This window comes from Hirschia maritima DSM 19733 (assembly GCF_000378345.1).
Classification (GTDB): domain Bacteria; phylum Pseudomonadota; class Alphaproteobacteria; order Caulobacterales; family Hyphomonadaceae; genus Hirschia; species Hirschia maritima.
On the sequence record NZ_KB899544.1, the window covers coordinates 161,100 to 183,817 of the forward strand.

At 44.0% G+C, this 22,718-nt stretch carries 13 protein-coding genes; 4 read left to right on the plus strand and 9 right to left on the minus strand.

Annotated elements, in window-relative coordinates:
* Nucleotides 1–70: 70 nt before the first annotated feature.
* Complete coding sequence (locus F551_RS0100675) at nucleotides 71–679, minus strand: GntR family transcriptional regulator (protein WP_018995540.1); 609 nt, start codon at nucleotides 677–679, stop codon at nucleotides 71–73.
* A 290-nt stretch (nucleotides 680–969) separates the two neighbouring features.
* On the opposite strand from F551_RS0100675, the gene F551_RS0100680 reads away from it, so the two are divergent.
* A complete protein-coding gene (locus F551_RS0100680; RefSeq protein WP_018995541.1) occupies nucleotides 970–3,321 on the plus strand; it encodes an alkaline phosphatase D family protein in 2,352 nt (783 codons plus the stop codon).
* A gap of 80 nt (nucleotides 3,322–3,401) precedes the next feature.
* Here the strand turns inward: F551_RS0100680 and F551_RS0100685 are convergent, their stop codons facing one another.
* A complete protein-coding gene (locus F551_RS0100685) occupies nucleotides 3,402–5,744 on the minus strand; it encodes a beta-galactosidase (RefSeq protein ID WP_033404426.1) in 2,343 nt (780 codons plus the stop codon).
* A 204-nt stretch (nucleotides 5,745–5,948) separates the two neighbouring features.
* Between F551_RS0100685 and F551_RS0100690 the strand changes: the two genes are divergently transcribed.
* Nucleotides 5,949–7,910 (plus strand): CRTAC1 family protein, encoded by a 1,962-nt coding sequence (locus F551_RS0100690; protein WP_018995543.1) that lies wholly within the window; start codon nucleotides 5,949–5,951, stop codon nucleotides 7,908–7,910.
* Nucleotides 7,911–7,946: 36 nt separating this feature from the next.
* Entirely contained in the window at nucleotides 7,947–9,461 is a 1,515-nt protein-coding gene (locus F551_RS0100695) for a tryptophan halogenase family protein (RefSeq protein WP_018995544.1), read from the plus strand.
* Nucleotides 9,462–9,464: 3 nt separating this feature from the next.
* On the opposite strand, the gene F551_RS0100700 is transcribed toward F551_RS0100695, so the two are convergent.
* Both F551_RS0100700 and F551_RS15995 read right to left on the minus strand, forming a co-directional pair.
* Nucleotides 9,465–11,045: a tryptophan halogenase family protein gene (locus tag F551_RS0100700; protein WP_018995545.1), complete on the minus strand. Its 1,581-nt coding sequence runs from the start codon at nucleotides 11,043–11,045 to the stop codon at nucleotides 9,465–9,467.
* 143 nt (nucleotides 11,046–11,188) lie between these two features.
* Nucleotides 11,189–14,959 carry a TonB-dependent receptor gene (locus tag F551_RS15995; protein ID WP_018995546.1) on the minus strand — a complete coding sequence of 1,257 codons (3,771 nt, stop codon included), beginning with the start codon at nucleotides 14,957–14,959 and terminating at the stop codon, nucleotides 11,189–11,191.
* Between the two features lie 572 nt (nucleotides 14,960–15,531).
* Between F551_RS15995 and F551_RS0100710 the strand changes: the two genes are divergently transcribed.
* On the plus strand, nucleotides 15,532–16,902 hold the full coding sequence (locus tag F551_RS0100710; protein WP_018995547.1) for a sulfatase: 1,371 nt from the start codon (nucleotides 15,532–15,534) through the stop codon (nucleotides 16,900–16,902).
* Nucleotides 16,903–16,974: 72 nt separating this feature from the next.
* On the opposite strand, the gene F551_RS0100715 is transcribed toward F551_RS0100710, so the two are convergent.
* Genes F551_RS0100715 through F551_RS0100735 form a run of 5 tightly spaced genes read right to left on the minus strand, consistent with a single transcriptional unit; the run spans nucleotide 16,975 to nucleotide 22,659 of the window.
* Entirely contained in the window at nucleotides 16,975–18,429 is a 1,455-nt protein-coding gene (locus F551_RS0100715) for an aldehyde dehydrogenase family protein (protein ID WP_018995548.1), read from the minus strand.
* Nucleotides 18,430–18,451: 22 nt separating this feature from the next.
* A complete protein-coding gene (locus tag F551_RS0100720; protein ID WP_018995549.1) occupies nucleotides 18,452–19,234 on the minus strand; it encodes an enoyl-CoA hydratase/isomerase family protein in 783 nt (260 codons plus the stop codon).
* A 10-nt stretch (nucleotides 19,235–19,244) separates the two neighbouring features.
* Entirely contained in the window at nucleotides 19,245–20,372 is a 1,128-nt protein-coding gene (locus tag F551_RS0100725; protein WP_018995550.1) for a CaiB/BaiF CoA transferase family protein, read from the minus strand.
* Nucleotides 20,369–21,514: a CaiB/BaiF CoA transferase family protein gene (locus tag F551_RS0100730; RefSeq protein WP_018995551.1), complete on the minus strand. Its 1,146-nt coding sequence runs from the start codon at nucleotides 21,512–21,514 to the stop codon at nucleotides 20,369–20,371. Before F551_RS0100730 ends, F551_RS0100725 begins: the two co-directional genes overlap by 4 nt.
* The gene (locus F551_RS0100735; RefSeq protein WP_018995552.1) at nucleotides 21,511–22,659 is read right to left on the minus strand and encodes an extracellular solute-binding protein; all 1,149 of its coding nucleotides are present in this window, start codon (nucleotides 22,657–22,659) and stop codon (nucleotides 21,511–21,513) included. The genes F551_RS0100730 and F551_RS0100735 overlap by 4 nt, the downstream gene beginning before the upstream one ends.
* Nucleotides 22,660–22,718: the final 59 nt, after the last annotated feature.

Below are 22,718 nucleotides of genomic sequence, written 5' to 3' on the forward strand. Positions count from 1 at the left end.
CCTTAATGGAAGATCCTTGTGATGTCCTGACTTAAAGCTGTAGCTGGTTCAATCCCGCTACAGCTTTTTTTTATTTCACGTGAGTTTCTAACAACTTTATCGCTAGTTTCATGTCGCCTTGTTTGAGCGCATTTAGAATATCCCAGTGCTCTTGCATACTTTGCTCTGGAGAACATATGCGTTGATAATTCATGCGAGTCCGCAAAACGACAGGCGTCCACAAGTTTACCAACTCATCTCCGCCTGCTTTTGCTAACAGATAGCGATGGAATTCAAGATCAATCTCTGCAGCTTCAGTGAAGTTTTCAGTTTTTAAGGCGGCGTCCATTCCATCAAGTAGTTCTTGAAGTTGATCAAAGTCAGTTTGATCTAGTTTTCCGTCCAAAAGTTCGAAGGCAAACATTTCAATGTTCTTGCGGAGCGAGATCATGAGGTTTTGAATAGATGCAGAAGGGACATCGTTTACAGTGACACCACAGTTTCGTTTGGAAACTAGAATCCCTTCTTTAGTAAGCTGAAGAAGAACATCTCGTATTGGGCCGCGTGAAACTCCAAAACGTTCAGCTAGTTTTTCTTCTCGCAATCGTTGGCCCGGTTCCATTTCGCCGCCAATAATATCAGTGCGGATTTGATTAGCTATTTGCTCGCGAATAGGAATAACTTGTGTTTTATTGAGCATGGGGCTGCGCTCCCTTTCTAGCTTCCAGTTGATCTGTTGTCTGAATGCTGAATTGTATAATGTTTCCAATATAACAAGTTAGTTGCTGTCTTCTCTTCGCACAAGGTTTACGTAAGGCTTTCTTGCTTTATCCGAGCGGTAATACATTGCTATTTTGTAATATGAGGCTTCATCTACCGAGATTGTTGCTTGCGAAATCTCCCATTTTGTTATTTTGTATACAATAAACAATATTAATGTTGGGTCGCTGTGAGTAAATCAAGGCGATTCGATTGATCTGGGAGGATGAAATGAAGCGTCGTACATTCATTAAGGGTAGCATCGCGAGTGCAGGAGCGGCTATGGCTGCGACCTGCGCCGGTAGAAATGCTTCCCAACGCGAAAATTTGGTTCAATTGACTCCGTTGGATGAGACAGTTGTCCAAGAAAAAAGGAACTGGTTGGGCACTGCCTATTGGGGCAATCGCCTTCAGGATTGGCAATACAAAAATGGTTGGATTGAGTGCCTCAATGGAAAACAAGATTTTGAGGTAAGGACAGTTTCATTACTCACTCGAGAATTATTAGCAGATCATAAACCCGCGCGCATTCAATCAAAAGTAAGGTTGAGTGGGCAAGGGAATGGATTTGCAGGATTTCTCATTGGAGTAGGCTCAGGAAATTTGGACTATCGTGCATCTGCGCTCGCCCAGAGGTCCGCTGGTGTTGGCGGTGGGTTCATGGCTGTTGTAGACGTTAATGGAGAGCTTAGTTTTAGAGATTTTTCAGCCTCAGACACGCCTCTGTTATATGAAAAATACGCACTGGATGAGAGTGTAAATGCTTCATCCCCTTTGCGAATTGGACAGGAAATTATTCTAGATTGTCATATTGATCCTACCTCAGACGGAAAATTTGATGTTCGTCTTTTATTGCTCGACGCAGCCACTAACTCAGAAATCGGATTTATAGTTCGTACGGCAGTAGATGCAGCTGATGTCACAGGTGGAATAATGTTACTGTCCTCGCCAGAAATTGGTGAAGCTGGCGCTCGTTGGAGTTTTACTGACCTTAAAACGGGGGGGACAAAAATTCATGCGGATGACACGAGAGGGCTGGGTCCGGTGATGGGGTGTCTTCACTCTCTCAATAGGAACGTCTTGAAACTAAGCGCACAGTTTATGCCTATTGATTTATCTCAGAATGCAGTCGCTCGACTGGATTATAAATTGGCTACAGAAAGCGAATGGACAGAGGGGCCTGTGAAGCCCATTGAAGATGGGTTCGTTGCGCTTTATCGATTGAGTGATTGGGATTTCACCAAAGATTTTGATTATCGAATAGTCTATCCAGAACAAGGAGTATCTTTGTTTGAAGGGCAGGTTGTTAAAGATCCTCAAAGCAGTCGACCTCTCAAGATAGCTCTATATTCGTGTATTATTCCTACAGCACGCGCGATTGATAATTCACGTCATCCAAAGCGTATGGCCGCGGAAAGAGAATTAGGGCGATACACGCCAGACAATATCTTTTTTCCACATTCGGAGTTGGTATCAAACTGTGATGCACATGACCCTGATCTTTATGTTTTTTGTGGAGATCAGTTTTATGAAACCTTTCCTACTCGTATCTCCAGAGGCGCGCCTGATGTAAAATTGGATACACTCTATAGATGGTATTTGTGGTATTGGACTTATCGCGAATCTGTTCGAAGCCGCCCTTCGATTATTTTGGCTGATGACCATGACGTGCTTCAAGGAAATTTATGGGGGAATGAAGGTGTAGGGACACGTGAAAGCCGTGAAGAAGACGGAGGCTTTAAAGAAGATAAGGACCTAGTTCGGATGGTATATCGCATCGAGCATGGTCATAATCCAGATGCCTATGACCCGACACCCATCACCGGGGATATTCCTGTTACTTATGGAAGCTTTGTTTATGGTGGGACGAGTTTTGCGATCATAGAAGATCGTAAGTTTAAAACGCCACCCGATTATGAAACGCCTCCACTGGAAACGCGCGGTGAATTGCTTGGGCAAAGGCAGGAGGCATTTTTAGCTTCTTGGAAAGATCAGGATAAAGGTCTCCCAAAAGTTGTTATCACTGCATCTATTTGGGGCTCACCTCAAACTGGTGAAGATTTGGCACCATTGCTGGATTATGATGCAAATGGGTATCCACCCGATGGTCGTACACGTGCCGTAAAATTAGTTGCAGAGGCCAAGGCGTTGGTGTTGGCCGGAGATCAGCATTTGGGGATGGTTGCTCATCAAGGTCTTGATAGTTTTGATGATGGCGCATTGTTTTTTGCAGGGCCGGCAGCTGCAGCTTTTTGGCAGAGATGGTTTGAAGGCAATGGTGAGCTAGAAAACAAGTATAAAGATGGAAAGAATACTGGAAATTTTGTCGATACATTCGGGAATAAAATGCGTGTTATGGCTGTTGCCAATCCCCAATTAACTCATGCGAATTTTGAAGCTGGAAATGAAAGTTGGGGTAAATTTCTAGCAGATAGAGAGCTTAAGAGTGAGGGGTATGGTTTGATCAGAATCGATCATCAAACAAGAGAGCATACGCTCGAGTGTTGGCCATGGAATGCTGATCCGGCCCATGGAAACCAGTTTGACGGCTGGCCTGTCGTTGAGAAATTTGAAGTTCTATAAAAAAAGGAGGCGATTCATTACATATGAATCGCCTCAGTTATTCTGTTTCGGGACGTGAAACAAAATGTAAGGAAGAATTTCTATTCAGTTGTGAGGTCACCATACCGACGTGTGTACAGGTTGGTGTTGAGATCTTGAGCGGCTTTTACCATCTCCTCATATGGCGTATCTGTTACTGACACGAAGCCGACATTGTAATTTTCACCGTCATAAGCGCGCCCCGTAATTGGAGAGTCTATATACTGGAACCAGTGCGCACCAATAAAGTATGGATTATCGATCACTGTTTCCATGTATTCTTTGAACATGCGGCCGCGATCTTTTTGGTTTGTCGCCATCACTAGGCCTGGGTGGTACAAGCCTGTATCAAGCGATCCCATGTGGAATTCACCAATAATGCTTGGCATGTCGACGTCTTTTAGAAACTCCCAATTGGTTTTATGCGGAGCTTCTTTGTACTCATTGTAGCTCATGACATCAGAATATTTCATTGCTGCCTTGACCACTTCAGGTGTGCGGCCCCAGCTTGCAAATCTTGCTCCCATATACATGTGATTAGGCATGACGTCGTTGATTGCTGCATCAACAACGCGGAAGTATTCAGATGCGTAAGCTTCCAACAGTACGGCGTAGTCTGATTGACGTTCAATGCTGTGGGATTTCAATTCAATTCCAGCGGATAAATCATCCCAAGAGGCAAGTTCCAAAGACCATGCTTCATTGAAGGCGGCGATACTGGAGTACTTTTCTTTAAGCAGGCGAGTAAATTCAGCTTTAGTAGGGCTTTCACTATCTTGGCGTGAAAGTGTGTTGATCACAATGCCGTATTGGCCCTCTGGTGATCCCATACGGCCCCAACTTTTTTCATTGTCTATGAAAACACCGATACACCATTCATTGCCTTTGACTTCTTCAGCAATAACTTCGGCTGTTATGTTAGCGCGCTTGACGAATTCTGGATCAAACGGGTCTGGAAGGGGAGACCAAAAATCATCTCCACTACTGACTGTTTTAAAGTCTCCAATAATCCATCCATTCGCAAAGTACGGATAACGATTGTTTTGATAGAATGATGGATCAACCCAATTTCCAAAAGATGTAAAGCCCCAATCCAACATACGGTCGATCGTAACTTGTCTCCAGTTATCCATATAAGATTCAGGAGTAGCTTCACCATATTTTCGTTCTAGGTTGGCGCGGTAGAAGCTAAATGTTTCGCCTTGTTTCAGTGGGCCTGTATGAGCACCGCGTCTATATCCATAATGATCCGATAGCTCATCTTCATAATCAGGAAGCCAAGTGAACATATTCGAGCGAAGCTCAGATGCCGTAAAACGGCCTGGAACTGCGCTATTCGGAGCGCGGTTTAGGCCTTTGGAATCTTCCGGTGTTACATCATCTTTGTCTGGTTGAACGAGTAATTCCTGCGGGAAGTCCATACCTGTCATAGTTGAGGTATTGGACATGCGAATATTTGCGATACCCGTTGAGAAGAATAGATAACCCTCAGGGTCTACAAGAGCCCATTTTCCATCGACCTTTTCTGTGCGGAAATACCCTGTACCGTCGAGTTTGGGGCCGTTGAGCCAACCGCCATACTTAGAGCGGTCCTTCATCTTGCCGTCTTTGAGAGAAGCTAGCTCTTCTTCCATCTTGTCGACAAGTTCTTCGTCACTATGGATTTTGAAGGAGTACTCTGTTTTAGCACTCTGGCCGTATTTATCGACTATGTTGGACAAGTAGAGGGGATCGGTTTCTGCATTTGCAATCAAACGAATGTTGTCGATCGTGATATTGCGGTCATGTAAAAGAGAATCTGTATTTACACCGAATTGCGTGATTTTGCTGAGGTCCAGTTGTTCAGTTCCCCACATCCAGATGAATTTAGTTGCGTCAGATGCTAAGGCTGATGGATTGTCTCTCAATCCTGAATCTAAATCTATATCTGCACTCTTGAGATCGACAAAATATGTTTTTGCGTCTCCTTTGGGAATAACAACGCTCCGGGTGAATGAATTGCCATTCGCGTCGGCGGCATTGAAAAATAGTTGAGTAGAGTGATCCCCTGGATTTCCAATGTCGAAGGCAATTCCCAAGCTTTCGTGTCCACTCCAATCCCAGCTTTGAGGGGCTCTTACAGCAATTCCAGAGTATGTATTTTCTTTTCCATGAAGTTCCGCGGCTAGGACATTGTTTCCGTCAATTTCCTCAATAACTAACGTTGCATTGCCGCCATTTATCTCAGGTGGAATGCTTCCGTCTTCAAAGTCCCAAAGCAATACTTCGCTTTGTTTTGGGGCACTTTCTACATTTTCTAAGGCATTAATTTTGTTGGATTGATCAGTCTCTACGGTAGAACAAGCATATGTAAATGTGATTGCAGATATTCCCGCCAGTAGTGAACAAATTCTATTTTTGATCATCAATGCCTCCCGGTTTATTGTCAACAATATACTATTTTGCATAAACTACCTATTTTGAAGGAGAAAGCAATAGGCAGGACGTTATACGAGCGAGACAAGCAGGGTGAGGCAGGCCATTTTATGAATTAATCGCTAGCCTTGCCAATTTAAGTGATATCAGTAAATATTGCATACAATAAACAAAAAATACATTGGGAGGAATCAGTGCGATTAACGAGCAAAACCGCCACTGCAATCATGATATTGCTTTCTGGTTGTCAGGGTAATGAGATAACTGAACACGAATCTAAAGGGATTGAGTTTGTTGAAATCACTGATGAAATTGGATTGAAGTCGGTTCCAACATGGAAGTATGGCGGCCCGGCAATTGCGGATTTGAATCATGATGGTCATTATGAATTTCTATTGACCAATCACCATATAGAGCCTGCGCAGCTTTTTTGGGGACAAAAAGATGGAAACATCCGGGAGCATAATGTCCCCATCGCAAAGTTTGACGTTCATGGAATAGCGCCTGGTGATTATGATGGCGATGGTGACAATGATGTTTTGGTATCTCTTGGAGGGGGGAATGGATCAAAACCGCAACCTCCTAGATTATTGCGCAATGATGACGGAAAATTCGTTGATGTCACTGATGAGGTTGGGATTGCACACTTAGGCGCTAGAGGTCGATCGGTGCGCTGGGTGGATATGGATCTAGATGGTGACCTAGATTTTCTACAAATCAATGCTCGGCAAGTTGTTGGTGAAGACATGCCGCGAAACATCCTCTTTGAGAACCTTGGGGACGGAAGTTTCAAATACCGTGAAGGTGGAGAATTTGAAAATATCGAAGCTGAACGAGTATTACTTACTGATTTTAATAATGATCACATTACAGATTTGATTTTGTTTTCTCCGTTATCAATCTGGCAAGGCCAAACTGGGTTTGGTTTTGAAGAAGTAACGGAAGCAATTCTTCCAGAAAATGTTCGTTCTGCGGAACACGTTATGGCAGTCGCTGACGCGGATATCGACAATGATGGAGATTTAGATCTCTACATTGCACGGGGCAAAACATATTATGAAATTGCCAACAATTCTTACCATTTTGACCGCGTATCCGGTCGATTGGATATACGCGATGAAGGCAATAAAGGTCATGACGGTATAGGTTTTTTAGCTGGCGAAGAAATAACTTTATCTGATTTTTCTCACTGGGCGCGCGGAACTAATATGACGTTTCCTGTCTATCTGGGTGCAGATAAAACTGTGCTTGATGTTCCACCTTTGCCCGATGGATATCGTCGAGATAGTGGAAAAGTCATTGAAGGTGTGCCTTCTTCACCAGTTATGGTTCCTGCTGAAGCTGCATTAGGCTTTCCTGAAACGTTTAAAGAGAACGGCTGGTATCTTGGCTATATAGGAAATGGTCAATGGCGAATGGAGTGGCACTTAGATGCCAATTTAGCATGGGATATTCGTGCCTCCATTCAGGGGGTAAGCCGCGTTCGAGCCGACTGGCAGCCTCAAAAGCTCGATGTTCCTGATTTGCTTCTCAAAAATGATGGGGGTCAATTTATTGATATTTCTCAGAATTTACCGGTGGAAAGTAGAGGGAATAACTGGGGAGTTACAAACGGTGACTTCAACAATGATGGCTTGTCTGATTTCTTTGTTTTTCGTTTTGGAGAGTTGCGAAAACGTGTGCAAGACGCATTGATGGTAAATCAAGGTGATATGTCATTTTTGAGTAACCTAGTGCATGGCGCTAATGTTCTAGACCAGGGTGGTCATGGAGATATGGGAGCGGCATTTGATTATGATTTTGATGGTCGAGTTGATCTGCTATCGGGAGATGACGATGACGGCAGGTGGCACCTTTACAAGAACGAAACAGAGTTCGAAGGTAGCAATTATGCATTGTTTCGCATTGGGTATTCCACAGCGGGTGTAGACCCTTATGCTGCTGAAATCACTATCAAAACGCCCAATAAAACCTTGTTTAAGCGAATTGGATCAGCTGGGGCAGTGCACTCGCAGAGCCAGTTAAACATTGTGCATTTTGGTTTAGGTGATGATGAAAAGATTAATTCAGTGAATATTCGTTGGAGAACTGGAGAAGAGATAGAGCTGGATGATGCCCAATTGAATCAGCTTATATCGGTGGGGAAATTCGATTAGAAACTGTGTTGTTAATGCGTATTTGTGAGAAACTTGATGTCGGACTCTAAACCGTTGAAAATTGTGATACTGGGCGGAGGTACAGCTGGCTGGGTGAGTGCGGCTATACTATCTAAAGGCCTTGCAGAGACAGGAAATTCAGTCACTGTCGTTGATACTGCTGAAATTCCCACCATTGGTGTAGGTGAAGCAAGTATTCCTACAATCTATGAACTGCTCAGAAACGTCGGTCTCTCTGATGCTGATTTGATAAAAGAAGCTGAGGCGACTTTTAAATACGGAATTCAATTTGAAAATTGGTCCAAGGTCGGTGAAAGCTATATGCATAGTTTCGGCAATATGGGGCACAACCTTAAGGGGATTGAGTTTTTCAAGATTTGGTTGAGTTCTGCGCAATACTTCTCAAGTCGAGATTTAACACCTTTTATGCCGTCCGCTGTTGCTGCATACGCTGACCGTTTTGCGCGTGTTGCTGTGCGTCCTGATAATGCAGAGCCGCATCAGTATTATCCAATGTGTGAGATTAGCTATGCACTTCATTTTGATGCGGCTTTGTTGGCGCGTCTGTTAAAACGAAAATCTCTTGAAAATGGGGCGTCCCACCTTTCGAAACATGTGGTTGATGTCATTTCTGATGAAACTGGAATATCGGCCCTAAAAACGGATGATGGTGAGTTGATAGAGGCAGATGTTTTTGTCGATTGCTCGGGAATGAGAGGTGTTTTATCACGCCAAGAGCTGGCAAGCGATTTTGAGAACTGGCAGTCTTTTTTGCCTTGCGATACTGCTATTGCAGTGCAAACAGAACTGACAAAGACGCCGCGCCTTTACACGCGTTCTATAGCGCATGAAGCGGGTTGGAGGTGGGAAATACAACTCCAAAACCGCACAGGGAATGGTATTGTTTATTGTTCCGATTTTATGAGTGAAGATCAAGCAACTTCAAAGCTATTGTCTGAAGTTGAGGGAAAGCTCATAAATGAACCTCGGAAAATTCCTTTCAAAACAGGGCGCCTGAATAATCCGTGGCAAAAAAACTGCGTTGCCATTGGACTTTCTGCTGGTTTCCTCGAGCCTTTGGAATCCACAAGCATTCATTTGATTTGTAAATATGCGAATTTGTTGGGAGAGGCTCTTGGAAAAGGAGAGCTGACTCACGAAACTTCTGATGAATTTAATATGGAATGGCGGCGTGAAACTGAAGAAATTCGCGATTTTTTGATGGCGCATTATGTAGTTAATCAGCGGGACGAACCGTTTTGGAAAAAAATGCAGACTTGCGAACAAACGGCAGGTCTCAAAAGGTATCTTTCTGAACTGCATTCAATGGGATGGTTGAGCCTATCTGATCAAGCATTATTTGGGCATGATAGCTGGTTTGAAGTTTTGGTGGGGCAGGGCTTTAACTTTGATTATCAGAAGTTTTCCGTGCAGCCGGCTCAAGCACAGCAACATATTGGTTTTCTACAAAATGTCGCTGGTGCTGTTCAGGCTGAGGTTGGTAAAATCCAAAATTCGCATAAATCAATGATAGAAAGTCTGAGAGATTAGGTTTTAGGACGAGGTAGCAAACCCTAATCCAATTAGTTGTTCTAATGCATTCTTAGTTTCAGAAGAGGCGGCTTCAACAGGCTGCCCTTTCAAGTGAAGAGAAAATGCTTCTTCTTGCGTTTTGTGATTTCGAGTGCACCTTTTGAAGAAGTCTTCGATGCTTGCGATAGGGACTTTAGCAAGTTCGTCTTGAGAAGGGGGAGACAGTTTGTCAGCCGGTGGGAAGATGCCCATTCCACTCAAAATATAGATCCAAGAATTAATCTTGTAGTGTTGATCTAATCCTGTTTTGTGAAGCACTTCTGCAAGATTGCCGTTTTGAAACCAAACTTGAATCACCTGTTTCAGACGGTCAGACATAGCTTGAGAGTTTTGACGACAGTCCTGCCAATATGGGGTGTCTATGCGATTTGAAGTTAGAAAATGAGTGTGAATATAGTCTTTTACACCATCAAAAGCGGAAGCAATATCGTGGTTTAATTGATCGGCGTATTGGTTCGTATAATTACCTGCAGTGTAGTATTTTACAAATCGAGTAAGCGTCATTTGCACAAGAGCCAGTGCTGTTGCTTCAAGAGGCTCGAGAAACCCCTGAGAAAGTCCAACTGCCAGACAGTTCTTATTCCACATTGTCTTGGATCTGCCGACTTGCATTTTGAGATGTCGTGCTTCTTTTCCTTCAGATATTTTACCTAAATGAGTTCTGAGTTCTTTTTCGGCATTTTTAGCAGATGAGTATTTCGAACTATATACGTATCCGTTACCGACGCGGTTTTTTAGTGGTATTGTCCAAGCCCAACCATTTGGAAGTGCAGATGAAATTGTTTGCGTGGAGGCTTCTTCTTCCTGATCTGTGAGTATTGTAACGGCAGCGTCGTTAAAGAGGGCGTCTGCATATGAAACTGATGGGGTTTTCAATGCTTGTTTTGTGATTATTGATGCAAAACCAGAGCAATCAATAAAAAAATCAGCTCTAAATTCTGCACCATCATCGCTTTTAAGGTGAGATACTTCTCCATTTTCATTCAGAACGACATCTTTGATGTGTGCGTTTTGCCATTCTACACCTCGAAAAATAGCTAGCTCTTTTAGATATTGTCCAAGTAATCCGGCATCAAAGTGATACCCATATTGAACTTCGAATGGGAATGAATAAGGAGGGATTGGGCAGAGTTTTTTATTAGCCAAATAGTGTGAGTAACAAAAAGCATTGGGGTGTGAGTGAACGTCTTTACCATTGCGTTTCAAAGCGGAATTGAACTCAAGAGCTTTTATATGGTCTCTATCGAAATGGCTGAAAAAAGGATGGAAATATTCTGTGTATCCAGGTGTTATGGACCAGTTCTGAAACGAAATACCCGATTTGTAAGTTGCTTGGCATCGCGGCATCCATTCATGTTCAGCCGCACCGATTGCATCCATAAATGATTTGAGGGAGGGGGTCGAACCTTCGCCTACACCAATCGTTGCTACTGTATCCGATTCAATAAGTGAAATAGACGCTGCTGGAAACGCACGCTGGAATAAAGTCGCGGTCATCCAACCTGCAGTTCCACCGCCTACAATTAGAAACTTATGCTTCATTATTCTACCTCGTTCGTAATCCAGCGGATTAAGTGAAATATAGCCGCACAATGTCATGTCGGAAACAAAAATGGCGCTACGACGAAAGAAGTCGTAGCGCCAAGTCAAATTGGAAGTCTGGACCTTCCGGGAGACTTTAAAAATTAGAACTCGGCACGAAGACCCAGGCGGAAGATGCGGCCTGTATTGTATTCACGTAGAGTTCTTGATGTTGGCGCATTGTCAAATGCTGAACCTTCATCAAATGTAACCAGATTACCATTTGCGTCAGGCAAGCGAACTAGGCGGCTTGTCCAATAAGTACGCACAGGCGCATCTGTCAGGTTTGACGCTTGGAATGACAGTGAAAGATTGTCACTCAATTGATAAGCGGCTGAGAAGTCTAAAGTATCACGGCCTTCTCTCCATTCAGCACCACCTTCAAATGATGATGTAACCAGCTGGTCACTTGAACCGGCGTATGCCAATCTCAATTGGTGTCCACCTTCTTGCCAGTATAGTGTTGCGTTGTATGAATCTTTAGGTGTTCCTGGAACAGGAAGACCAGATTGCTCAAACTTACCATCTTGGTAGGTGTAGTTTGCTGTTAGACCTAATCCTGAAAGTAATCCTGGTAAGAAAGTGTAGTTCTGTGTGTACTGGAACTCTACACCATCAACCGTTGCGTCATTTGCATTTTCACGAGTTCTAACATTGTACTCGTTACATAATGCGCGACCATCACCACTGTAGAGCCAGCTTTGAGCATCAGATAGTGTGCCTTCCCCTTGGAGGCGGCGAGGCATACAATTATTGATGTCTGGCTGTGCAGCTAAGTCAGCAGAATTTGTCAACAATAGATCAGTCGTAACTCCATCCGAGTTAGTGAATGTTAGACCATCTACAGATGCATTGTCTGGATCAGCAGCTATACGACGGAGATCACCGATAAACCAGCGAGCATCTTGGGTTTCAATAAGGTTGCTAATATCTTTTCTGAATAGGTTTACAGAAAGAAGTGCATCCTTATCGAAATACCATTCGACTGACAGGTCGAAGTTGTTAGCTTCGAGTGGATCAATGCCAGCACCGAACAATTCAATGTTCGAGTCTGTACGGAAATTTGTTGTACCGTAGTTTGGATTGTTGACGCTCCCTTCAGTCATTGAGAAACCTGCGCGAAGGTCGTCAATTGGTGGACGCGACATTGTTTTATAAGCTGAGAAGCGGGCGATTAGGTTATCTGTCGCTGCAAAGCTAACGTTGAGATTTGGTAGGAATACCTCATATTCATGAGAGTCTGAAGCTGCTACTGAAGCAAGGTTTCTATCCAATATTCCTAGAGTTCCAACCGTGTCTCGTTGTTCTGTTGATAGATCAGAATAGCGAACTAGATAGCGTTCCATCAAAGTTCCTGGAATTTGCCCAGCCTCTAGAAGAGGATCGTAGCAAAGGCCATCTACACGCGCCAAAGTATTACGCTCTACGTATGAGCCTATGTCATAGTTACGTAAATTGGTTGTATCAGTTGGATCAACTCCATCAACGCCAGTTTGTGGAGCCCAGTACTGTGAGCCAGTTCCGAAGTCTCTTGGGTCCGGTGCCTCAGGTAGAGCAGCACATTGGTTTGCTTGATCTGAGTTCCTTAAATTGTGAAGGTAAATCGGGTCAATAATCCGGCGACGGCCTTCATTGTCGAATGCGAAACTTGCACCTGCAAATCCATTTGTCGAAACTTCGGATTTAACATAGCGAACACCAATATCACCACGGATGCGGTCGTCCATGTAGGAGAAATTGGTTTTCAAGTATGCCGCGAAATTTTCAAATTCTGCGCCACGTGTGCGAGTATTGTCCAAATTGAAATCGCGATCATCAGTCGTGATTGTGCTTAAAGCCAATGCTGGGTCAAAAGTAATCCAGCCGTCAGTTAGATTATCAGTGGCAACATCAAGACCTTCTAAGAAACCCGGAGCATTCACCTGTCCGTCTGCAAAAATAGCCGCAGAAATCAAGTTAATGTTTGAAGGGTCAACAAAAATTGTTTCGCCAGTGAATGGACTGATAGATTGAACTAGATCAGCGCTGGCACGGGGTGTTCCTTGTTGGTCATCAACAAACTTTTCTTGTTTTGTATATTTACCACCAAATTCAAAGCTTGTGATTCCACCAAAATCGACATCCCAATCAAAGTCTGCAAATGCAACTGTTCTTTCATCAGAAACTTCAGTTACTGTTGATTGCAAGTAGCTGAGGGTGTGGGATGGAAGGTCATCCGGGTTGAAACCCGTTCTGCCTATGTTGTCCCACAAATCGTTTAGGCTTGCTTCGAACTCAACAACATTTCCAAGGAAAGGAGTTGCAGTACCACCCACTAGGTTACAGCTTCCACCAGAACAGTCATAACCAGATGGTTGAATTAAGTCTGCGGGAACGTGGTGCAAATTCCATAGACCAATAGTTCTGCTTCGGTTTGCAATAATGAATATGTTTTGATCAGGAGTTTGTTCTGATTTGGCTTGTGAAACACCGGCTTTCACGCGGAATGCGTCAGTGAATTCGTGGTTCAACTCAGCACCAACGAGGTAGTTTTCTGTTTCATAGTTGTTTACAGATGCACGTGTGCTTCCTAGGGCGTGACGGCTCAGGTGAGTGTCCCAAGTGCGTGTGTCTGTGTTGTATACTCGCCAGTCTTGAACAGGGTCAGTCCAAAGCAAACCATCATTAGCTGTCGGATTTGTGACCGGGTCACCTGGGTTTGCAACCGTACCACCTAAATCCGTAATATTTGAATCATATTGGGTCGTGCGATCTGTGAAGGAAGGAGGTAAGAACAGGTTCGGGTGAGCTACGCCATCTATGTGACCAGAAAGTGCAGAAGTTCCAACTGAAATACCGTCCATTTCGTTGTCGAACTTTTGCTTGTTGTAAGTCAAGTTGAACGTCAGGTCAGTTTTGTCTGTCATCTGCCATTGAGTGACCAAATCAATACCTGTCCGGCTACGTTCGTTCTTGTGCAGTTCATAGCCTGAGGTTGTTGGTGCAAGGCCGGTGATGATGTTGGAATATGCGCCTGCAGCATCAACACCTGTGGCACCGGCAAAAACGCTTTCACGTCCATTTTCAGCAGCCTGGGCAGCTTCTGCGTCAATTGCTGGCTGGGCTACAAATACATTACCGTTTTGGTCAGTGTAGGCATTGGATCCGAAGGCGTTGTAGTCTTCAAAGAAAATTTCATCACGACGTACAGTGTTTGTCTCATCGTATATTGTTGCGATTACACCTAGTTTGTCGTTGAAGAATTTATGAGATGCAGTTCCAGAAAACTTGTAGTTAGTGTCGTCAGATAGATCATTGTAACGACCCTGAACTGTAACTGTGCGTACGTTTTCGTCTAGATCAAGTGGTTTGCGAGTTGAAAGGTTGACTAGACCGGCAAGGGAACCTTCTTCATCATCAGCAGAAGGCGTTTTGATGACCTCTACTTTTGAAAGAATGTCAGCTGAATACGCAGATAGATCAACACCTTGAGAGAAATCAGTAGAACCTAATGTTGCACCATTCAACGTAACAACAGTTTGGTTCGCGTTGGCACCACGGATAGATATTGTAGAGCCTTCTCCATCTTCTGTGTTAATACTAACACCAGAGATGCGGTTCAAAGCTTCAGCAATGTTTTGGTCTGTGGATTTACCAATGTCTTCGGCATTGATTGTGTCGACGATTTGATCCGCATTTCGTTTATCTAAAACTGATTGCGCAAGACTGGCACGGATACCTGTTACAACAATTGTATCAAGCGTTTTGGTTTCATCAGAGGTAGATTCTGTTTGTGTAGTTTCAGCATCTTGAGCGTGTGCAATCGGTGCTGAAAAAGCGGCAATTGTGAATGCAGAAGCAGCCGAAAGAAGGCTCTTCCTCGTAATCTTGGACATTATAATTTGTCCTCCCTTTAAAGACTCGTCTGCTCGATTCTTATCGTTTTCAGTCGAATTTTTGATTTATCCCATAACCAAGAAACGGCTTCCCGTAACTTACTGTCTAATTTCCGCCATAAAAATGCAGATTGTCAACAATATTCTATCGACAAAAGTGAAAACGAAGTGAAAAGATGCATTTTTGCAATGGTTTTTGCGTATAAATGCATACCTTATTGTGTTGGGTATGCTTTTTCGTGATGAGGGAGGCAATTGAGTAAAACTCTTTGACTCATATCTAAAAAGAATTCTTATCAAGAAAAGCAAATGAATCTTGTAGATAGCCAAAAGACAAATGACACTTTGTCGGTATTTATGTCTGCTGGGAGGGGGAGTGTATCTCCTCAATGATCAACCTCACTTGTGCTTACATCGGGATAAAAATCGTCGTCGTTATTTCAATTTCATTAAAATTATGTAATATATTGTTGATTGTTTACAATTGGGCTCTATTAAAGACTTTGCTTAGCTTTGAAAGGTTGGACATGGCAGTTAAATTATTTAGGTCGGTTCTGTGCCTATGCATGATAATGGTTGGAAGTTGTATTTCCGTTAGTGGATCTGAAGCAGAAAACGAGCAACCAAACATCATTTTCATTTTTGCTGATGATGCTGGGTATGCCGATTTTGGGTTTCACGGCAGCACAGTTATGAAAACCCCCAATCTTGATGCATTCGCAAAGCAATCCATGCTTTTTGAACAAGCTTATGTGAGTGCAGCAGTCTGTGGTCCGTCACGGGCTGGTTTGTTGACGGGGAGGTATCAGCAGCGATTTGGATACGAAGAGAATAATGTCCCTGGATATATGAGTGCATCTTCACGTTTAGTGAGCCACGATATGGGACTGCCACATGATCAGGTGACAATGGGAGATTACCTGAAAAAGCTTGGGTATACGACGGCTCTTGTCGGTAAATGGCATCAAGGAAATGCTGATGAATATCACCCTCTAAAACGCGGATTTGATATCTTTGCCGGATTTAGAGGTGGAGCTCGTAGTTATTATGCCTACGATGAGGCTCATTTTAATGCGCGTCCAGAGGATCGTTGGGAATATGGTTTTGGTAATTTTAAAGAACCAGAAAAATACCTCACGGATGTGATGGCGGATGATGCGATTAAAATCATTGAAGAGAATAAAGATAAGCCTTTATTCTTGATGCTTTCGTTCACAGCGGTTCACACGCCAATGGAAGCTGAACCAGAAGATCTGGCCCAATTTCCTGATCTAGAGGGAAAACGTCAGACATATGCTGCGATGAATTTGTCGATGGATCGCGCGATTGGGCGAGTCTTAAAATCATTGGAAGATCAAGGCATAGCTGACAATACTATTGTGGTTTTTAGCAATGATAATGGCGGCCCATCTGACACAAATGTATCTTCCAATAAGCCTTTGAGCGGCACAAAAGCAAATCATCTAGAAGGCGGTATTCGGGTGCCATTCTTGGTACGTTGGCCGGGCTTTGTCGCTCAGAATTCAAAATTTTCTGAACCCATTAGTTTGCTGGATTTATTGCCAACCTTCTACCATGCGGGTGGAGGAAGTGTTGCTAATCTTGATGGGGTGGATGGCAAAAGCCTCTTGCCAATCCTGGAAGGTAAAGCGAAGCAATCGCTGCATGACGCATTGTACTGGAAGAAGGAAAACCGCGCAGCCATTCGGGAAGGTGATTGGAAATTGATCCGTTTCCCAGACCGTCCAGCGCAATTGTTCAATATTGCGGAAGATGAAACTGAAATGAATGATCTTGCGTCTAAAAACCCAGAATTGGTTAAGCGTCTTTATAAGAAATTATTTGAGTGGGAGCTTACATTGGAGCGTCCAACTTGGATGTTGAAACGCGAATATGAAGGTATGGCTATGGAGCGAATGGATAGATATTGGGATGAAGAATAGATAGTTTTGATTATTGTTAGTTCAACGAAAAAAGGCTGATCATTTTTCATGGTCAGCCTTTTTGTTGGGTTATTAGTTATAGTTGAAATAGACAACTTTCTTTTGAAGATAGTTTTCTATTCCATAGACTCCATCTTCACCACCAATCCCACTGTGTTTGTGACCAGAGTGATAGCCCTGGATGTAACCTGTAATCATCTTGTTGACGAAGACAGTTCCAACCTCCAGGTCATTGATGGCATGCATGATCTTCTTGATGTCTTGAGTGAAGATATAGCAGGAGAGGGCTTCATCACGGTCATTTGCGATTGAAACAGCTTCTTCGTAATTTTTAACTCGGATGATTGGTAGAACTGGACCGAAGATTTCTTCTTTTGCAACAGGCATGTCGCGGGTTACATTCGTTAGAACTGTTGGTGAATACCAGTGACCTCTTTCAAATTCAGCACCTTTGGGACGGTCACCGCCAATTTCAAGTTTGGCACCCATTCCAATACTTTGCTGAACAAGTTGGTCGACTCGTGTAATACCGACACCCGTTACGCTTGGCCCCATGTTGAAGTCACCCATTGGGTCACCCACAGTGAGTTTCTTCACGCGTTCAAGTACCATTTCAGTGAATTTGTCTGCCACTTCTTCTTCGACGAGGATCATTTCATTGCAGATACAAACCTGACCGCAGTTCGCATAGCGGGAGATGACCGCTGCGTCAGCTGCTTGTTCTAGGTCCGCATCTTTCAGGACTGTGAAAGATGCTTTTCCTCCTAGCTCCAGGACCAATCCAGCCACATTATCAGCGGCCGATTTGTAGATAGCCTGACCCGCGCGCGTTGAGCCAGTTAAAGAAATCAAACGTGTGATCGGGCTGGTCACAAGGTGAGAGCTGACATCAATGCCTTTTCCGCTCACCATGTTGATGACACCTTTGGGTAAGCCAACTTCTTCTACTACTTTACAGAATTCTGAAGCCGTTACCGGTGTTGCCTCATGTGCTTTAAGGATGATCGTGTTTCCAGTTACGAGCGCTGGGCCAACTTTGCGCCCAATAAGGGCAAGCGGATAATTGTAGGCACACATGCCTATAGTCACACCGAATGGAACTTTGTTGATCCACAATTGTTCATTTGGGTTTTCGGAAGGAAAAATTTTGCCTTCAATACGGCGTGCAGCTTCGGCTGAATAGGTTAAATAGTTAAGTGTGTCGTCAAACTCCCCATAAGCTTCTGGGAGTGTTTTACCTTGTTCCATGACAAGCAATTTTGCGAAATGGTCGCGTTTGGGTTTCAGCGCTTCAACGATTTCCATGATGTAACGGGCACGTTGGATAGCAGGAAGATCTTGCCAGGTTTTTTGGGCGGCTAGTGAAGATTGAAGTGCAGCTTCTGCGTCCTCGGTTGTGCAATCAGGAACTGTTGCCCAAACTTCTTCATCGGCAGGGTTTTCAACATTGAAACTTGCTCCATCGGAGGCGTTTACCCATTCCCCATCTATAAAGCAGGGATAGTGTTGTACCGTCGTATTGCTCATCTCTTCCTCCAATTCATCAGTATTATTCGCCCTTAAAATTTGGCGATCTTTTTTCTAGAAATGCTTGAAAGCCTTCATTAGCGTCATGCGTATCGTAAAGCGGATCACAAAGGTCTTGCTCTAATTGTAGGCCATCGGACAGGGAGAGTTCGATGCCTTGTCTGACAGCTTCTTTTGTTGCGGCAACCGCAAGAGCAGGGCCATTTGCTACAGATTGAGCATATTTGAAACAGTGCTCGGATAGCTCTTCCTTAGGTAAGAGCGCATTGACCAATCCCCATTCGCACGCTTGTCCAGCAGTGAATGCATCACCTGTTGCGAGAAGTTCCAAGGCTCGGCTTACGCCAAGTAGGCGTACAAGGCGTTGAGAACCACCATTACCAGGTATAAGGCCCAGTTTGATTTCAGGTAGACCAAGCTTGTAATTGCCTTCACTTGCGTAACGTACATCACACGCCATGACGATTTCTAAGCCGCCACCAAGTGTGTGACCTGAAATTTCAGCGATGAATATTTTGCCGCTGGCTTCAATTGCTGCCAGATTAGCGCGGGCTTGCTTGACCAACACCTGATTGGCAGCGGTGTCGTTTTCCTGAAATTCCTTAATGTCAGCACCGGCGCAGAAAAACTTTTCCGAAGACGAGTTAATAATAACCGCGCCAACATTTTTATCAGAGTTTGCTTTTTCAATTGCAGCGCAAAATGCTTGCATGAAATCTAGATTATATGCATTCGCTGGCGGGCGATTGAACGTAATGTAGGCAACGCGATCTTTCGTCGAATATAAAATAATCTCTTCGCTCATCTTGTTGCCTTTATTGAAATTCTTCTGTGATAAATGGGGTGTGCTCTCCAAGTTTGGGGGCACCTTTAATGGATGTCAGTAATTGGTCGTCAAAACGAATAGGGCAGCGCGTTGTCTGGTAAGTGTCTCCATCGGAGCTGGAGACAGTTTGAAGCATATTAAGTGCCTTAAAGCCTTCATGAGCAATTAGGCGTTTCCAATCTAAAACTTCTGCACACCAGATATCTGCCGGTTCAAGAATAGATAGCCAATGTCTAGAAGTTTGAGTGCTTAGGTGACTTGCAATTATCAGCTTGATTTCATCTCGTTTTGCAAACCAGCTTGCAGGGTCTTCATATGAGAGGAGTGGGTCACAATCTAACAATTTTCCAAGAATTGGGATCGCACCCATAGCTAATGCGATATAACCATCTTGTGTTTTGTACAAACCATAAGGGGCTGCCACCAATGCATGGGCTGCGTTTTGATCGCCGCGATCAATTGCTTCGCCATCTTGATAGTAAAGAGTGAGTGGCTCGAATTGGAAATCAAGCATTGCTTCCAGCATGCTGACTTCGACATGCATGGCTTCATCTGCCATGAGTGCTGCCAGTATGCCTTGAACCAGTTGAGCACCTGCCAGATTGTCAGCGATAGCTAACCCCATCGGCGTTGGGCCATCGCTATTGCCGCCAGTTAGATAAGTGGCACCTGATACTGCCTGCAGGAGGAGGTCTTGACCGGGTTTGTCTCTCCAAGGGCCTTCTGAGCCATATCCATTGATCTCGGCATAAATGACTTTCGGATTGATGGCTTTAAAGTTTTCGAAGTTTAGACCAAGACGGTCCATGACTCCCGGACGGAAATTGCTGACGACAATATCAACTTTAGCTGCAATCTTCTTGATCAGCTCTATGTCATTTGCATTTTTAAGATCAGCGCATAGGCTTTCTTTGCCGCGATTTATTGCTTGAAAAAAAGCTGAATTGTCTCCGATATTTAGGTGAGGTGCGTAAATGTTTCGTGTAATATCGCCTTTTTCGAAATGCTCAATTTTAATGATACGCGCGCCCAAGTCAGCAAGCCGCAAAGTGGCGGAAGGGCCTGATAAAAACTGAGAGAAGTCTAGAACAGTTAGTCCTTCTAGAGGTTTGATCATATTCCCAGCTCCTCTAGCAAATAAGCATTCGCGCTACCAAGTCTTGGGGAGGCTTTATTAGATTTCAGTTTCTTGCCGTTTAATCGAATTGGGCATCTTGTCGTTTTGACGGACACTCCATTATCACGAGTGACGGTTTGTTCAATTTCAAGAATTTTATAAGTGTCTTCCTGAGTGAGCTGATCATAATCCAGCACAGGAGAACACCAGAAGTCTTTTGCTTCCATTAAATCAAGCCATTCACGTGTGGTGCGCGTTTTTAGGTGATTGGCAAGGGTGATTTTTATTTCGTCGCGCGCATTAAATTGCTCTTGCGGAGATCTATAAGTGTCCAATCCTTTGCAGCCAATAACTTCTCCTAGTGAGGTCAGGTTAGTCATTGAAATCGCAATGTGATTGTCGGCTGTTTCATATATACCATAAGGTGCGCCGATATAGGGGTGAGCATTTGAAACATTGGAACGCTGGGGAAGTTTTTCGCCGGTGTTGAGGAATGTTGTCAGGCCTTCAAACTGAAAGTCCGAAATGGACTCCATCAGGCTGACATTAACCTTGCTTCCAACACCGTGACGTTTGCGTTTGACAAGTGCTGCTAAGAGACCTTGCGCGAGGTGTGTTCCACAGAGCATGTCGGCAACTGCCACTCCAAACGGGGTAGGCGCTTTATCACTGTCATTGCTTACCCAAGTAAGTCCTGAAAGGGATTGAGCCAGAAGGTCTTGGCCGGGTTTGTTTTTCCATGGGCCCTCAGAGCCGTATCCACTCACTTCACCGTAAACAATGTCGGGTTTAATCTCTTTGATTGAAGCAAAGTCTAGCCCTAAGCGCTCCATAATCCCCGGTCGAAAATTGTGCGTGATTACATCAGCTTTTGCGATGAGTTTTTTGACAATATCTACATCATGAGAGCATTTTAGGTCTGCAGCGAAGCTTTCTTTATTCCTGTTTATCGTATGAAAAAGAACACTATCACCGTCTGCACGAAGATTTTTTGTAGCCAGCTGACGACAGGCATCCCCCCCTTTGGGGCGTTCAATTTTAATTACGCGCGCTCCCAGGTCAGCCAAACGTAGGCCCGCATACGGGCCCGCAAGATATTGACTAAATTCAAGAACGGTTATGCCTTCAAGAGGTAACCTCATAGTGTGATCTTTTTTGATTGAACATAAATATCGTTGAGTTTGTTTAGTAGGCTGGTTTCATTCCCGCCATTCATCAAGTAGTCCCTGATGGGGGCACCTGCATTGTCTTGGAAATACATGTGACCGTGATAGCGTGGTCGTAAAAAGGCGCGCTCTAGAGCAGGCCGAGTATCAGTGAAGTAATTGTCAGTTTGCGCATTGCCCTCAGCAGCTTCCCAAGCGACTCTATGACCGGGCTGACCACCAAATTCGATAAAGAAACTTTTTTGCATGTCTGGATTGCCGACATACTCAGCATACTTTGCTGCAATCTCTTTATGTTTTGAGCGCGCCGAAATAGCCAGTCCCGTTCCTCCAAGTGTAGAACGACATCTGTCTGTACCTTCAAGAGAAACCATGTCTGAGAATTTGAGCAATTTACGTGCGTAGTTTGGTTTGGCGTAATTTGAATAGCCATAGGCAAACGGGCAGTAGGCAAACTCGTCCGTCAGTGTCATGGCTTCGTAGACTTGAATTGGATTCCAGTCGAAACAATTTTTATTCAGTTCAACCGACAGCTCGCGAAGCATATTAAGGGCTTTGATACCGATGTCTTCGCTTACAATATGTGTGTTGTTTACACATGGATCTTCACCCATTGTTGAACACAGCATGTAGAAATTCATCAATGTGTCTTGTGGAATAGATGGCACTGCTACTTTGCCATGTTTGGCTAGCGATAGTAGGTCGCTCCAAGTTTGAGGAATACCAAGTCCCATTTCCTCAAGAAGATCCATACGGGAAGAAGCAACAGGTGTTGCAGCATCTATCGCCAGAGCCCATTGTTTTCCATCGTAACCATAACTCTCGTGGGAATGTCCCACTGAGTTATCAGCTTGATCTTGAAGAAATTCAGGGCTGAGCCAGTCGTTTAGAGGTTCAATAACGCCCGTTTTAGCTGCAAATCCAGCCCATGGGTGATCGATGACAAGAAGGTCGTATTTCTCTGCGAGCTGATCGATTGGTTCGTCGGCAAATGCCTGAAGAGAGCGCTTGTTCCAGCTGATACGAACATCAGGATTTAGCTCCTCAAAGCGTTGAGCTGTTGCCGTCATAGGGGTGTAGCCGCGAGTATGTCCCCAGGTGATACCTTTAAGTTCGATCATTAGATTGCTTTCATTTAAATATGAATGTTATCTTTCTATATAAATAATGTATATTGTAG